This window comes from Actinoplanes sp. KI2 (assembly GCF_025630775.1).
Taxonomy (GTDB): Bacteria; Actinomycetota; Actinomycetes; order Mycobacteriales; family Micromonosporaceae; genus Actinoplanes.
This window is the reverse complement of the sequence record NZ_JAOSZE010000019.1, coordinates 156,500-169,675: the sequence shown is the minus strand read 5'-3', so window position 1 is coordinate 169,675 and position 13,176 is coordinate 156,500. Positions and strand designations below refer to the sequence as shown.

Sequence of the window (13,176 nt, the reverse complement as noted above, 5' to 3'; positions counted from 1 at the left end):
TCGTGGTGCACAACGACCTCGTCGGCGGCGCTGCCGACGTGCGGATACAGGGTGAGCAGCAGCCCGGCGCCGACGATCAGCCCGGCGACCTGGGCCAGGACGAAGCCGGCCACCGAGGCGGGCGCGATGCCGGCGAAGGTGTCGGTGAACGTGCGGCCGATGGTGACCGCGGGGTTGGCGAAGCTGGTGGACGAGGTGAACCAGTACGCGGCGCCGATGTACGCACCCACGGCCGCGGGCGCGACCGAGGCGCGGCCGGAGCGGGCCAGGGCGAAGATGAGCAGGAGCAGTCCGCTGGTGGCGACGACCTCGCCGAGCCACAGGTGCCCGGCGGACCGCTGCTGGTGCGAGATGGACACCGCGTCGAGGCCGAACATGAGGTTGGCCAGGATCGACCCGCCGATCGCGCCGGCGATCTGGGCGACGGTGTAGCCGGCCAGGTCGGTCGCGGTCAGGCCGGTGCGCGCGCGGCGGCCGAGGAACCAGTCGGCGGCCGAGACGACCGGGTTGAAGTGGGCGCCGGAGACCGGTCCGAAGGTCAGAATGAGGGCGCCGAGGGCGAACGCGGTCGCCACCGAGTTTTCCAGCAGCTGCAGGCCGACGTCGTTCGGCGACAGCGTGGCGGCCATGATGCCGGAGCCGACGACGGCGGTGACCAGCAGCGCGGTCCCGGCGAACTCGGCCAGCAGGCGTCGCCGGAGGTCGATCGGAGGCATGAGTCGACCTGCTGCTTCGGGGGTCACTCACCCTCGCCGGGGGTGAGCAGCGTGGCGAGCTGGCGCATCAGGCCCGGCCGGGGCCGGTAGTAGACCCAGCTCGCGCGGCGCTCGGCGTCGACCAGCCCGGCCTCGCGCAGAGTCTTGAGGTGGTGCGAGATGGTCGAGCCGGAGACCTCGAACGACGGGGTGAGGTCGCACACGCAGATCTCCCCGCCCGGCGCCGAGGCGATCATCGACATCAGCTGCAGCCGGACCGGGTCGCCCAGCGCCTTGAACGCGGACGCGAGCTGCACGGCCATGGCCGGCTCGACCCGCCGGACCGCCATCGGCGGGCAGCACGGCGTCTGCGCGCCCGGATCGAGCAGATTCACCGATGCGGCTGGTTTCGACATGCATCGAGCTTGACATGTATCGAATCCGGGTGCAACCTTGGTTTCGACAGCCATCAAATCCGATGGTTGTCGAAACCGCAACGCCGATCCCCAGGAGACCCACCATGAGCGACACCACCACCAGCCCTTGCTGCGGCAGTGCGGCCGACGCCGCCGCCGAGGGCTCCTGCTGCGCCGCCGCGGCCAGGACCGAGGCGGTCGCGGCCGGCGCGACCTGCTGCGGCACCGCCGCCGACACCACCGGCGCGGAGATCCGCGAGCAGGTCCGCGCCCGCTACGCCGACGCCGCCGTCCGCGCCGCCGAGGGCAGCCGCTGCGGCAACGGCGATCTCTACGGCGCCGACGAGCGCGGCCAGCTGCCCGAGGCGGCCCTGCGCGCCAGTCTGGGCTGCGGAAACCCGCTGCGGGTCGCCGACCTCAACCCCGGCGAGACCGTCCTTGACCTCGGCTCCGGCGGCGGCATCGACGTCCTGCTCTCGGCCCGCCGCGTCGGACCCACCGGCACCGCGCACGGTCTCGACATGACCGACGAAATGCTGGAGCTGGCCCGTCGCAACGCGGCCGAGGCCGGTGCCACCAACGTCGAGTTCCACAAAGGCCACATCGAGAACATCCCGCTTCCGGACGCCTCGGTCGACGTCGTCATCTCCAACTGCGTGATCAACCTGTCCGCCGACAAGCCCGCCGTCTTCGCCGAGATGCACCGGGTACTGCACCCCGGCGGGCGGATCGGCATCTCCGACGTCGTCGCCGAGGACCACCTCACGCCCGAGCAGCGCGGCGTGGTCGGCGACTGGTCCTCCTGCATCGCCGGAGCGCTCTCCCGCAGCGAATACCTCGACGGCCTGACCGCCGCCGGATTCGTCGACCCCACAGTCGAGTTCACCGGCGCCTACGCCCAGGGCATGCACGCCGCGATCATTCGCGCCCGCCGCCCCTGACATCCCGGCTAGCTGCCGGTACACTTTCATCGTCAATCGGCGATAGACGATGAACGGGGGGACGATGGCCGACCTGCTCGACCGCGCGGCCGCGGAGACGTACGCGTCCTGGTTCCGGGCGCTGGCCGACCCGTCGCGGGTGCAGATCGTGGAATACCTGGCCCGCCACGGCCGGCCGATGCCGGTGGGCGAGATCGTGGCCGCGGCCGGGCTGGCCCAGTCGACCGTCTCGCAGCACCTGAAGGTCCTCACCGAGGTGCGGTTCGTGCTGGTCGAGGCGGTCGGCAACGCCCGGCACTACCGGATCAACACCAACTGCATCGCGTGCTTCCCGTCCGCGGCCGACGTGGTCATGGGCCGCCCGGCGCCGAGCACGACCGGGGGCTGCGCGTGAGGATCCGCCCGATGACCGCCGCCGACGCGCCCGCGGTCCTGGCCATTTATCAGGCCGGGATGGACGGCGGGAACGCCAGCTTCGAGCACACCGCACCGACCTGGACGGCGTTCGACGCGAGCAAGTTGCCCGGGCACCGCCTGGTCGCCGTCGACGACCACGACGCGGTCCTCGGCTGGGTCGCGATCTCGGCCGTCTCCGGCCGGGCCGTCTACGCGGGCGTGGTCGAGCATTCCGTCTACGTCGACCCCGCGGCACGGGGGTGCGGGGTCGGCCGGGCGCTGCTCGACGCGCTCATCGAATCCACCGAACAGGCCGGGATCTGGACCATCCAGTCCGGCGTCTTCCCCGAGAACACCGCCAGTCTCGCCCTGCACCGGGCCGCCGGGTTCCGCACCGTCGGCGTCCGCGAGCGGGTGGGGCGGCATACCACGCAAGGCAACCGCTGGCGCGACGTCGTGTTCATCGAACGCCGCAGCCCGCTCGTCGACTGAATCGGGAGCTACGTATGTCCACCTTGCCCATTGCCGTCATCGGGGCCGGTCCGGTCGGCCTGGCCGCCGCCGCCCACCTCGCCGGGCGCGGCCTGCCCTTCGTCGTCCTCGAAGCCGGCGACCGCGCCGCCGCCGCGGTTCGTGAGTGGGGACACGTCCGGCTGTTCTCGCCCTGGCGCTACAACATCGACACCGCCGCCGCGAAGCTGCTCGCCGACGCCGGCTGGCAGCGGCCCGACGACGACCTGCTGCCGACCGGCGCCCAGCTCGCCGACGACTACCTGCAGCCCCTCGCCGACCTGCCCGCACTCCGGCCGCACCTCCGCTACGGCGCCCGCGTCGCCGCGGTCACCCGGGCCGGCCTCGACCGGCTGCGTACCGCCGGCCGCCCGGACACACCGTTCCTGATCCGGCTCACCACCGGCGAGGACGTCCTGGCCCGCGCGGTGATCGACGCGTCGGGAACCTGGTACACCCCGAACGTGCTGGGCGCCTCGGGCATCCCCGCGCACGGCGAGGACTCCGCCGAGGCGTACGTCGGCAAGGCTCTCCCGGACGTCTTGGGCCGCGACCGTGACCGGTTCGCCGGTCGGCGCGTCCTGGTCGTGGGCGCGGGGCATTCGGCCGCGAATACGCTGCTGTCGCTGGCCCAGCTGCCCGGCACGCCGGTCACCTGGGCGATCCGCTCGGGCTCGCCGTTTCGCACCTACGGCGGCGAGGCCGACGACGCGCTGCCCGCCCGCGGCGCGCTGGGCAGCCGGCTGCGCGAGCACGTCGAGTCCGGCGCGATCACCCTGCTCACCGGCTTCGGCGTCCAGCGGCTCACCGAGGTCGAGGACGGTGTCGAGGTGTCCGACGGCCGGCGGAGCGTGGTCGTGGACCGGATCGTCTCGGCGACCGGGTTCCGGCCCGACCACCGCATCGTGTCCGAGCTGCGCCTCGACCTCGACCCGATCCTGGGCGCCACCCGGGCGCTCGCCCCGCTGATCGACCCCAACGAGCACTCCTGCGGCACGGTCCCGCCGCACGGCGTCGACGAGCTGAGCCAGCCCGAGCCCGGCTACTACGCGATCGGCGTCAAGTCCTACGGCCGGGCGCCGACCTTCCTGCTCGCGACCGGATACGAGCAGGCCCGCTCGATCGTCGCCGCCCTCGACGGCGACTGGACCGCCGCCCGCGACGTGCGGCTCGACCTGCCCGAGACCGGCGTCTGCAACAGCGACCCGATCCTCAGTACCGACGCCGGCTGCTGCTCCTGACGCGGCATGGCATCCCGGCCGGATGAAGCCGACCGGGGAAGGGCGAGAGCCATCGTCCGCGCCCTCGCGGTCACCCAAACCGTCGGCTACGGCACCCTCTACTACGCGTTCGCCGTGTTCCTGGTGCCGATGGCCGCCGGCCTGCACGCCTCCACCGGCGCGATCACCGGGGCCTTCACCGCCTCCGTGCTGACCTCCGCGCTGCTCGCCGTGCCGGTGGGGCGCTGGCTCGATCGGTACGGCGGCCGGGCGCTGATGACCGCCGGCTCGATGCTCGGCGCGATCCTGCTGGTCGCCTGGTCGCAGGTGCACGCGCTGTGGCAGCTGTACCTGGTGCAGGCCGGCCTCGGGATCGCCGCGGCGGCCAGCCTCTACGAGGCGGCGTTCGCCGTGATCATCGCCTGGCACGGGCCGCGGCGACGCTCGCCCGCGTTGCTGACGCTGACCGTGGTCGCCGGCTTCGCCAGCACCGTCTTCCTGCCGGTGACCGGATGGCTCGTCCAGGCTCACGGGTGGCGTACCGCGCTGCTGGTGCTCGCCGCCCTGCAGGCCGGCCTCACCGTCCCGCTGCACGCCGCCGTGCTCCGCCCCGCGCCGCCCCACCCGGCGCGGTCGCGGCGGCCCCCGGTCCCGCTGCGCCGGGTCCTCACCGACCGTTCCTTCTGGCTGCTCACGGTCGCCTTCACCGCGAACACCGCGGCGATCGCGGTGGTCACCGTGCACCTGGTCGCCGCGCTCATCGGCTGGGGCCACCCCGCCGTCTTCGCGGCCACGACCGCCGGGCTCTTCGGCCTGCTGTCGGTCACCGGCCGGCTGGTCACCACCGGACTGCAACGCCGTTTCCGCACGATTCCGGTGGTGGCGGCGGTCTTCGCGGTGCAGGGCTCGGCCGCCGCGATGCTCCCGCCGGCCGGCCGCAACAGCACCCTTGCGGTCCTCGCGGTCGTCGGCTTCGGGCTCGGTTTCGGCGTCGCCACGATCGCCAAGCCGGTGCTGCTCGCCGAGCGGTTCGACACCCGGCGCTACGCCACCATCGCCGGCGCGATGGTCGTCCCGGTCACCATCGCCAAGGCCGCCGCCCCGCTGGGCGCGGCATGGCTGGCGGCCACGGGCGGCTACGGCGCGGTGTTCGCCGCCGTCGCGGTGGCGTGCCTCGTCGCCGCGGCCTCGCTGCTGGCGGTCCTTCGCCTCGGGTAAGTGCGGTCCGGGTCCGGCGGGGGTGTTTGGTGCCTATCTTTGGAGTGGTGATCGTTGTCCCGCGGGTGGTCGTGGCGCTGGCGCAGTGTGTCGGCACCGGTGTGCTGCTGGCCGCCGACGACATCGTGGTGGTGGCCAACGACGAGTTCCTCGGGCTGTTCGACGCCTTCCTGAGCTCGCCGGTTGGGGAGCGGCTCGACGAGGTCGCGGCCCGCGAGCCGTTCCGGGCCGCCCCCGGGCTGTGGGCCGCCCGCCACGACGTGCCCGGCCGGCGCCGCCGCTGCCATCTGCCCGGCGATCGGGTGGTCGAGGTGCGGTGGCACCGGCTGCCCGCCGACGACAGCGACGAGCTGCTCGCCGCGGTGGTCACCGACCTCACCGCCGAGACCCGCGTCCGGGGAAGCCTGCGCGCCCACAACCGGGCCCTCGCCGAGCTGGTCGCCACCAAGTCGGAGCTGGTCTCGGCGCTGCTGCACGAGCTGCGCACCCCGCTCGCGTCCAGCCTGGCGATGGCCGACCTGCTGCCGGACACCACCGGCGACCCGGCACTCGACCAGGCGATCGAGCTGATCGTGCGCAACGTCCGGCGGATCGGGGCGGCGACCGCGGAGATCGCCACCGTCAGCGGGATCGAGAACGGGTCGGTGCCGCTCGAGAGCGACGCGTTCGACCTGCCGACGCTGCTGGCCGAGCACGGCTTCGTGGTGCTGGCCGAGCCGGAGACGCTGATCGGGGACCGGGCGCGGCTCGCCGAGGTGTTCGGCCGGCTGGTCGCGGCCGTGCGGGCGCTGGGCGGGGACGACCCGGGGACGGCCGAGGCGCGCGGCGACTGGTGGCGGATCGCGCTGCGGCTGCCCCCGGGCCAGGGCGGCGACCGGCTCTTCACCGACTCGGAGGCGGGCGGCAACGCGACCGCGCTGATGCTGGCCCGCGCGGTGATCGGGCGGCACGGCGGGATGGTCGGCGTGCAGAGCACCGAGGGCACGCCGTACCTGGTGGTCAGCCTGCCCCGGTCAGCGCGTCGACCCGGCTGAGCAGCTCCTGCGCGGTGAACGGTTTGACCAGGTAGTCGTCGGCGCCCGCGTCGAAACCGGAGGCCACGTCCAGCCACTGGCCGAGGCCCGTGAGCAGAATGATCGGGATGTCCGCGGTCGCGTCGTCGTCGCGCAGCGCCCGGCACACCTCGAGGCCGCTCATGTCCGGCATCGCCACGTCCAGCACGGCGCAGTCGGGGGGACGCTCGTGCGCGGCGCGCAGGCCGTCCCGGCCGGTGGTGCTGGTGGACACGTCGAGCCCGCCGGAACTCAGCACCGTACGGACGATCTCCAGCATCGTCGGGTCGTCGTCGACCACCAGGACAGAAGTCACCGCTTCCCCCTCCGACGCTACCTAGAGTAGCTGGAGTGGGGGAGCGGGGTGAGCGGATCGCGTGGTGGACGGTCGGGCGCATGCTGGCGTTCGGCATCCTGCTCGCGCTGCTGGCGCTGGCCGTGGTGGGCGCCAGCGCGTACGTGCGGATCGGCGCCCTGATGCACAGCCAGGTCCCGCTCCAGCAGTCGCACCTGCTGCTGGGCGAGGTCGGCCGGCTCGGCGACGCGGTGAACGCCATGGATCGCGCCGCCCGCGAGTACCGCGAGACCGGCGACCCGATGTGGGCCCAGGCGTTGCGTACCGTCACCGCCGACGTCGACGCCCGGCTCGACCGGGTCCGCGCGGAAAGCCGCGACGACCCGGTGTCCCAGGGCATCCTCGATCGGCTGCAGCCGATGCTGGACAGCCGCATCGCCGCCGACCGGGCCGCCGCCGACCAGCGGAAACCCGCTCTGACCAACGCGGACATGGCGCAGGTGCAGTCGCTGATCAGCGAGATGCACACGCACGAGGAGCAGCGCCTGGCCGAACAGCTGCGGGTGAGCGACTCCAGCGCCCGGCGCACCCGGCAGCTGATCCTCTGGGTGTCGGTGGCCACCGCGGCGCTGGTCGCGCTGGGCGGGCGCTGGATCACCCGGCGGATCACCGCGCCGGTCCGGCAGGTCACCGCCGCGGCCCAGCGGGTGGCCGAGGGCGACCTGAGCCGGCGGGCCGAAGTCAGCGGCCCGCCGGAACTGGCCCAGATGGCCCGCGCCGTGAACGCGTCGATGACCGAGATGGTCACCGCCCGGGACGAGGCGGTGGCGGCCGCCGCGGCGAAGTCGGCGTTCCTGGCGACGATGAGCCACGAGATCCGGACCCCGATGAACGCGGTGATCGGCATGACCGGGCTGCTGGCCGACACCGACCTGGACGCCCGGCAGCGGGAGCTGGTCGACACCGTGCGCGCCAGCGGCGAGACGCTGCTCGTGATCATCAACGACATCCTGGACTTCTCCAAGATCGAGGCGGGCGAGCTGACCCTGGACGAGCGGCCGTTCGGGCTGCGCTCGTGCCTGCAACGGGCGATCAGCCTGGTCGCGCTCACCGCCGACGCCAAGGGCCTGCATCTCTCCGGCCACCTCGCCGACGGCTGCCCCGAGGCGGTGGTCGGCGACGAGAGCCGGCTGCGGCAGATCCTGGTCAACCTGATCGGCAACGCGGTCAAGTTCACCGACCACGGCGCGGTCACGGTGACCGCGTCCGCGCCCGCCGAGGGCGAGATCCAATTTGCCGTACGGGACACCGGCATCGGCATCCCGCACGACCGCCTCGATCGGTTGTTCCTGCCGTTCAGCCAGGTCGACGCGTCGGTGGCGCGCAGCTACGGCGGCACCGGGCTCGGGCTGGTGATCAGTCAGCGGCTGGCCGAGGCGATGGGTGGCGGGATCACCGTGGACAGCGCACCCGGCCAGGGTTCGACCTTCACCGTGACCGTACGCCTGGCGGCCGCCGCCGGGGTGCCGCCGGAGACGCCGGACCTGCCCGCGCCGGCCGGCCGCTCGCTGCACGTGCTGGTCGCCGAGGACAACCCGGTGAACCAGCGCGTCATGCAGCTGCTGCTGGAACGGCGCGGCCATCGCGTCGAGCTGGCCGCGGACGGCACCGAGGCGGTGGCGGCGGTCCACCGTACGCCATACGACCTGGTGTTGATGGATGTGCAGATGCCGGTGCTGGACGGGCTGGCCGCCACCGAACGGATCCGCGCGCGTCCGCCCTCGCACGGCCGCCCCCGGATCATCGCGCTCACCGCGAACGCGATGGTCGACGACCGCGCCGCCAGCCACCGCGCCGGGATGGACGGCTTCCTGGCCAAGCCGATCCGCGAGGCCGAGCTCGACGCGGTGCTGGCCGGCGCCGCCCGCGCCGAGGTGCCGGCCGTCGTCCACGACACCGAGGCGGCGAGCATCCGCGCCTGCATCGGCGACATGGCCGAGGCCACCGGCGGCGACCACGTCAAGCTCGCCGAGATCCTGCACAACTTCGCCGACCGCCTGCCCGATGTGCTGGGCAGGATGGAACGCGCCGCCCGCGACGGCGACAGCCGCAACCTGGCCCGGCTCGCGCACGGCCTCAAGGGCTCGTCGGCCACGCTGGGCGCCAACCGCTTCGCCGCCCTCTGCGCGGACGTGGAGGACCGTGCCCACCACGGGCCGCCCACCGCGCTGCCGGCCGACCTCTACGAACGGGCGCACGAGGTGGGCGACGTGATGCAGGTCCTGTCCGCGGAACTGGCCCGCACCTGAGGTCGCTTCCCTTCGCTACCGTGTGCGCCGCAGATCGAAATCGACTACGGGGAGTGCACATGAAGGTGCGGCAGTTGGCGGTCGTCGGCGCGGCGGCGACCGTGATGATGGGGCTCGCCGGGTGCGACCCGAAGTCCAGTTCCGCGGACCACCCGGCGGCGGCCGGCGGCGGCCCGGCCGCGACCACCGCGACCACCGCCGCGGCGAACCCGCGGGACGAGTTCGCGGCGGCCGCCGCCAAGGTCGGCGACCAGCCGGTCAAGCTCAAGATGACCACGGTGGGCGGCGGCGCCATCACCGGCGCGATCGACGCGCAGAACCACAAGGCGGAGATGACCACCGCCATGGGCTCGGCCGGCAGCATGGAGATCCGGGAGGACGGCACCGACCTCTACGTGAAGGCGTCCGGTGCGCTGGCCTCGGCGATCGGCGGTCCGTCCGGCAAGTGGATGCACATCGACATGTCCAAGGTGCCGAGCAAGAGCGCGCTCAACATGGCCAACAACGACCCCAAGGCCACCGCGAAGGTGCTGGCCGACAGCAGCGACGTGACCAAGACCGGTGCCCACTCGTTCAGCGGCAAGGTCGACATGACCAAGTCTCCGGCGTTCAACTCGACGGCGGCCGCCGGCCTCGGCTCGGCGTTCAAGGCGGTCCCGTTCACCGCCGAGACCGACGACCAGGGCCGGATCGTCAAGCTGGTCTTCGACCTCGGGTCGGTGGTGCCCAGCGCCGGCAAGATGACCACCGAGTACAGCGACTTCGGCACGTCGGTCGACGTGCAGAAGCCGCCGGCCTCGCAGGTCATCGAGATGCCCGCGAAGTTCCGCAAGCTGATGGGCGCGTGACCGGGCAGTAGTGAGCGGCCGGGCCGCCACCGACGCGGTGGCGGCCCGGCTTCGGCGCGGAGACGGTCAGGTGACCGTCCAGACGAAGGTCATCTCGGTCGTGCCGTCCACGGTCACCCGCACCGTGGAGGTGCCGCGCGTCGTCGGCGTGCCGGTGACCAGGCCGGCCGCCGACATCGTCAGGCCCGCGGGCAGGCCGGTGGCCGACCATTGCCCGGTCCCGAGCGACCAGCTCACCGCCTTGCCCGCCGGTGAGCTCATGCCGTGCGGGTGCACCACCGCGGCGGGCGTCGGCGCGGCGGCGGCCAGTGCGGCCGGCGCCGTGAGGGTTCCGCTCAGCGGCAGGTTACGGCTCGAGTTCCCGATCGAGATCCCGTACGTCCCGGCGGTCGTCCGCCACGCGTGCGTGGCCGTGTCCCAGTGCGCGAGGTCCCGCGACCGCACCGGGAAGGTCACCGTGCCCGACGCCCCGGCCGCGAGCGTGATCCGCTGGAAGCCCTTGAGCTGGTGCGGCGGCTCGCCGTCGGCGGCCGGGTTGGCCACGTACAGCTGGGCCACCTCGGTGCCGGCCCGCGAGCCCGAGTTGCGCACCGTCGCGGTGACCGTGGCCACGCCGTTGGTCATCGCGCCCACCTGCAAACCGCTGAACACGAACGAGGTGTACGACAGGCCGAAGCCGAACGGGAAGAGCGGGGTCACGTTCCGGGCGTCGTACCAGCGGTAGCCGACGTTCAGGCCCTCGCTGTACTGAACCTGGCCGCTGACGCCCGGCCACTGCGCCGCGGTGGAGGCCGGAACGGCGGACAGCGACGTGGGGAACGTCATCGGGAGCTTGCCGGACGGGTTGACGTCGCCGAAGAGCAGGCCGGCGATTGCGGTGCCCCACTGCTGGCCGTCGTAGAAGCCCTCGAAGACTGCGGGGACCTGGGACAGCCACGGCATGTTGATCGCGGCGTTGTTGTTCAGCACCACGACCGTACGCGGATTGGCCGCGACCACCGCCGAGATCAGGGCGTCCTGGTTGTTCGGCAGCGTCAGGTCGGCGCTGTCGTGTTCCTCGTTGCCGTAGTTGTCGCTGGCGAAGACGACCGCGACGCTGCTGCGCTGGGCGAGCGCGACCGCCGACGACTGGTTGCTGCCCTCGTCGTACGCGACGGTTACGCCCATACCCGCAACTCGATTTTGAATGCCCGTCAACGGCCAGACCGTCGCGCCGCTGCGGACCGTGGCCGAGCCGCCGCCGATGGTCTGGGTGCCGGCGCCGCCGTCCACGCCGATCACCGCGATCGAGGTGAGGCCGGTGGTCGACAGCGGGAGAATGCCGGTGTTCTTGAGCAGGACCGTGCCCTCCTGGGCGCCGCGCAGGGCGACCGCGACGTGCGCCGGCGTGGTGACGGTGGCGCCGAGCGAGCCGCTGGGCGCCCTGTCGAAGAGGCCGAACGCGAACATCTGGGTGAGCACCCGGCCGACCATCGTGTCGAGGGTCTGGGTGCTGACCGTGCCGGCCTGCACGGCCTGCTTGAGGAAGTCGGCGAAGAAGTAGCCGTTCGGCATCTCCATGGTGAGCCCGGCGTTGGCCGACTCCACCGTGGAGTGCGTGCCGCCCCAGTCCGACTCGACGAAGCCGCCGAAGCCGGCCTGCTGGTAGAGCCCGGCGTTGAGCAGGGCCGGATGCTGGCAGGCGGGTACCGAGTTGACCACGCTGTACGCGCACATCACCGAGGCGGGTGCGGCGTCCTGGATCGCGGTCTGGAACGCGGGCAGGTAGATCTCCTGCAGGGTCCGCTCGTCGACGACGACCGTGCCGGCCGGGTGCTCGATGTTGTACACCGCCGCGTGCTTGACCGAGGCCATCACGCCCTGGCTCTGCAGGCCGCGCACGTCGGCGGCCGCCATCCGGCCGGAGAGATAAGGATCTTCGCCGTACGTCTCGAAGGCGCGTCCCCAGCGCGGGTCGCGCACGATGTTGACGGTCGGGCCGAGGGCCACGTTGGCGCCCTTGCCGGCGAACTCGGCGCCGATCGCCGAGCCGTACTGCTGCGCGTAGTCGGGGTCGAAGGTGGCCGCGGTGGCGGTGCCGGACGGCATCTGGGTGACCCCGTCGACGCCGTCGCCGACGCCGGCCGGGCCGTCCTGCAGGCCAAGGTTCGGGATGCAGAGCGCGGGGATGCCGGTGACGTTGCCGATGTACGGCGAGGCGTTGTTGTTCCCGTGCAGGATCTGCACCTTCTGATCGATCGTCATCCGGGCGAGGACCTGCGCGACCCGGTCGGCGACCGGCGCGGTCGAGCCGACCCACGGGCAGCCGGTGCCGCCGGTCGGGGGAGTGGTCGTCGGACCGCCCACGGTGTGGACGATGAACTCCCAGAGCGAGTAGCCGTACTGAGTGGTCCGAGTCAACCCATACATCCTGATATATCGTGCTGAAGCTGACAAAGTCAGGCTTTGCGTCCCGTCGGCGCCGTTGGTCACCGGCGTGGCGTCGGTCCACGTGGTGCCGTCGGCGGATACCTGGATCTTGAAGGTGGCCGCTCGGGCGGTCTCCCAATGCAGGTCGGCGCCGCAGATCTGCTGCGTGGAGCCGAGATCCACCTGGAGCCACTGCGGGTCGGCGAAGGCTGACGACCAGCGCGTCCCGTCGTTCCCGTCGGTCGCCGACGTGGCCGGGGTGCCGGCATTCTCGGCCGACGAGGCGGTGGTGGGCCGGCCGGCCGCGCTGTTTCCGGTCGAGCAGGCGGTCGCCGCGGACCCGCCGAAGACCTGGAACTCCCAGAGCGAGTAGCCGTACTGCGTGGTGCGGGTCAGCCCGTACATCCTGATATATCGCCCGTTGGCCGACAGCGCGACGACCTGCGTGCCGTCCACGCCGTTGGTGACCGGTGTGGCGTCGGTCCACGTGCTGCCGTCGGCGGACACCTGAATCTTGAAGGTGGCGGCGCGCGCGGTCTCCCAGTGCAGCGAGACCTGGGTGACGGCCTGGGACGAACCCAGGTCCACCTGCAGCCACTGCGGGTCGGCGAACGCGGACGACCACCGCGTCCCGTCGTTGCCGTCGGTCGCCGAACCGGCCGGCGTCCCGGCGTTCTCGGTGGACGACGCGGTGGTCGGCTTGCCCTGCGACAGCAGCGTGAGCGCGGCGTGCGCGCTCGGCGCGATCAGGACGATCGAGACGAGCAACAGGGCGCCGATCAGCGACGCCCATCGTCTGGGGATGGACATGTGTGCTCCTCTTGGGGGAAGAAGCGGGGGAGCGCCCGGGGAAGCGCTCTCTCACGA

The 13,176-nt window shown here is 72.6% G+C and carries 12 protein-coding genes; 8 read left to right on the top strand and 4 right to left on the bottom strand.

Features of this window, described 5'->3' with window-relative positions; genetic code table 11:
* On the bottom strand, positions 1–716 hold a 716-nt coding region (locus ODJ79_RS21580), incomplete at its 3' end, for an aquaporin (protein WP_263025331.1).
* Positions 717–739: 23 nt separating this feature from the next.
* Positions 740–1,111, bottom strand: a complete 372-nt coding sequence (locus ODJ79_RS21575) for an ArsR/SmtB family transcription factor (protein WP_263025330.1) — start codon at positions 1,109–1,111, stop codon at positions 740–742.
* 104 nt (positions 1,112–1,215) lie between these two features.
* Between ODJ79_RS21575 and arsM the strand changes: the two genes are divergently transcribed.
* The 6 genes from arsM (at position 1,216) to ODJ79_RS21545 (ending at position 6,430) form a co-directional block, all read left to right on the top strand.
* Positions 1,216–2,052, top strand: a complete 837-nt coding sequence (gene arsM / locus ODJ79_RS21570; RefSeq protein ID WP_263025329.1) for an arsenite methyltransferase — start codon at positions 1,216–1,218, stop codon at positions 2,050–2,052.
* Between the two features lie 64 nt (positions 2,053–2,116).
* Entirely contained in the window at positions 2,117–2,446 is a 330-nt protein-coding gene (locus ODJ79_RS21565; RefSeq protein WP_263025335.1) for an ArsR/SmtB family transcription factor, read from the top strand.
* Between the two features lie 11 nt (positions 2,447–2,457).
* Positions 2,458–2,940, top strand: coding sequence for a GNAT family N-acetyltransferase (locus tag ODJ79_RS21560; protein ID WP_263025328.1), 483 nt, complete (start codon positions 2,458–2,460; stop codon positions 2,938–2,940).
* Between the two features lie 14 nt (positions 2,941–2,954).
* Complete coding sequence (locus tag ODJ79_RS21555) at positions 2,955–4,199, top strand: NAD(P)-binding domain-containing protein (protein WP_263025327.1); 1,245 nt, start codon at positions 2,955–2,957, stop codon at positions 4,197–4,199.
* Positions 4,200–4,205: 6 nt separating this feature from the next.
* Positions 4,206–5,396 (top strand): MFS transporter, encoded by a 1,191-nt coding sequence (locus ODJ79_RS21550; RefSeq protein WP_263025326.1) that lies wholly within the window; start codon positions 4,206–4,208, stop codon positions 5,394–5,396.
* Between the two features lie 47 nt (positions 5,397–5,443).
* Complete coding sequence (locus ODJ79_RS21545; RefSeq protein WP_263025325.1) at positions 5,444–6,430, top strand: sensor histidine kinase; 987 nt, start codon at positions 5,444–5,446, stop codon at positions 6,428–6,430.
* Here ODJ79_RS21545 and ODJ79_RS21540 read toward each other — a convergent pair.
* Positions 6,396–6,764, bottom strand: coding sequence for a response regulator transcription factor (locus ODJ79_RS21540; RefSeq protein WP_263025324.1), 369 nt, complete (start codon positions 6,762–6,764; stop codon positions 6,396–6,398). The two genes, ODJ79_RS21545 and ODJ79_RS21540, sit on opposite strands and share 35 nt — an antisense overlap.
* A 35-nt stretch (positions 6,765–6,799) precedes the next feature.
* Between ODJ79_RS21540 and ODJ79_RS21535 the strand changes: the two genes are divergently transcribed.
* Positions 6,800–9,052 carry an ATP-binding protein gene (locus ODJ79_RS21535; protein WP_263025323.1) on the top strand — a complete coding sequence of 751 codons (2,253 nt, stop codon included), beginning with the start codon at positions 6,800–6,802 and terminating at the stop codon, positions 9,050–9,052.
* 59 nt (positions 9,053–9,111) lie between these two features.
* Positions 9,112–9,900 (top strand): hypothetical protein, encoded by a 789-nt coding sequence (locus ODJ79_RS21530; protein ID WP_263025322.1) that lies wholly within the window; start codon positions 9,112–9,114, stop codon positions 9,898–9,900.
* A gap of 66 nt (positions 9,901–9,966) precedes the next feature.
* Here the strand turns inward: ODJ79_RS21530 and ODJ79_RS21525 are convergent, their stop codons facing one another.
* Positions 9,967–13,119: a glycoside hydrolase family 3 C-terminal domain-containing protein gene (locus ODJ79_RS21525; protein WP_263025321.1), complete on the bottom strand. Its 3,153-nt coding sequence runs from the start codon at positions 13,117–13,119 to the stop codon at positions 9,967–9,969.
* Positions 13,120–13,176: the final 57 nt, after the last annotated feature.

What these genes read in the sequence shown, in the direction of transcription:
- ODJ79_RS21575 (WP_263025330.1), bottom strand. Translation starts at nt 1,111, where the DNA reads ATGTCGAAACCAGCCGCATCGGTGAATCTGCTCGATCCGGGCGCGCAG.
- arsM (WP_263025329.1), top strand. Translation starts at nt 1,216, where the DNA reads ATGAGCGACACCACCACCAGCCCTTGCTGCGGCAGTGCGGCCGACGCC.
- ODJ79_RS21565 (WP_263025335.1), top strand. Translation starts at nt 2,117, where the DNA reads ATGGCCGACCTGCTCGACCGCGCGGCCGCGGAGACGTACGCGTCCTGG.
- ODJ79_RS21560 (WP_263025328.1), top strand. Translation starts at nt 2,458, where the DNA reads ATGACCGCCGCCGACGCGCCCGCGGTCCTGGCCATTTATCAGGCCGGG.
- ODJ79_RS21555 (WP_263025327.1), top strand. Translation starts at nt 2,955, where the DNA reads ATGTCCACCTTGCCCATTGCCGTCATCGGGGCCGGTCCGGTCGGCCTG.
- ODJ79_RS21550 (WP_263025326.1), top strand. Translation starts at nt 4,206, where the DNA reads ATGGCATCCCGGCCGGATGAAGCCGACCGGGGAAGGGCGAGAGCCATC.
- ODJ79_RS21530 (WP_263025322.1), top strand. Translation starts at nt 9,112, where the DNA reads ATGAAGGTGCGGCAGTTGGCGGTCGTCGGCGCGGCGGCGACCGTGATG.
- ODJ79_RS21525 (WP_263025321.1), bottom strand. Translation starts at nt 13,119, where the DNA reads ATGTCCATCCCCAGACGATGGGCGTCGCTGATCGGCGCCCTGTTGCTC.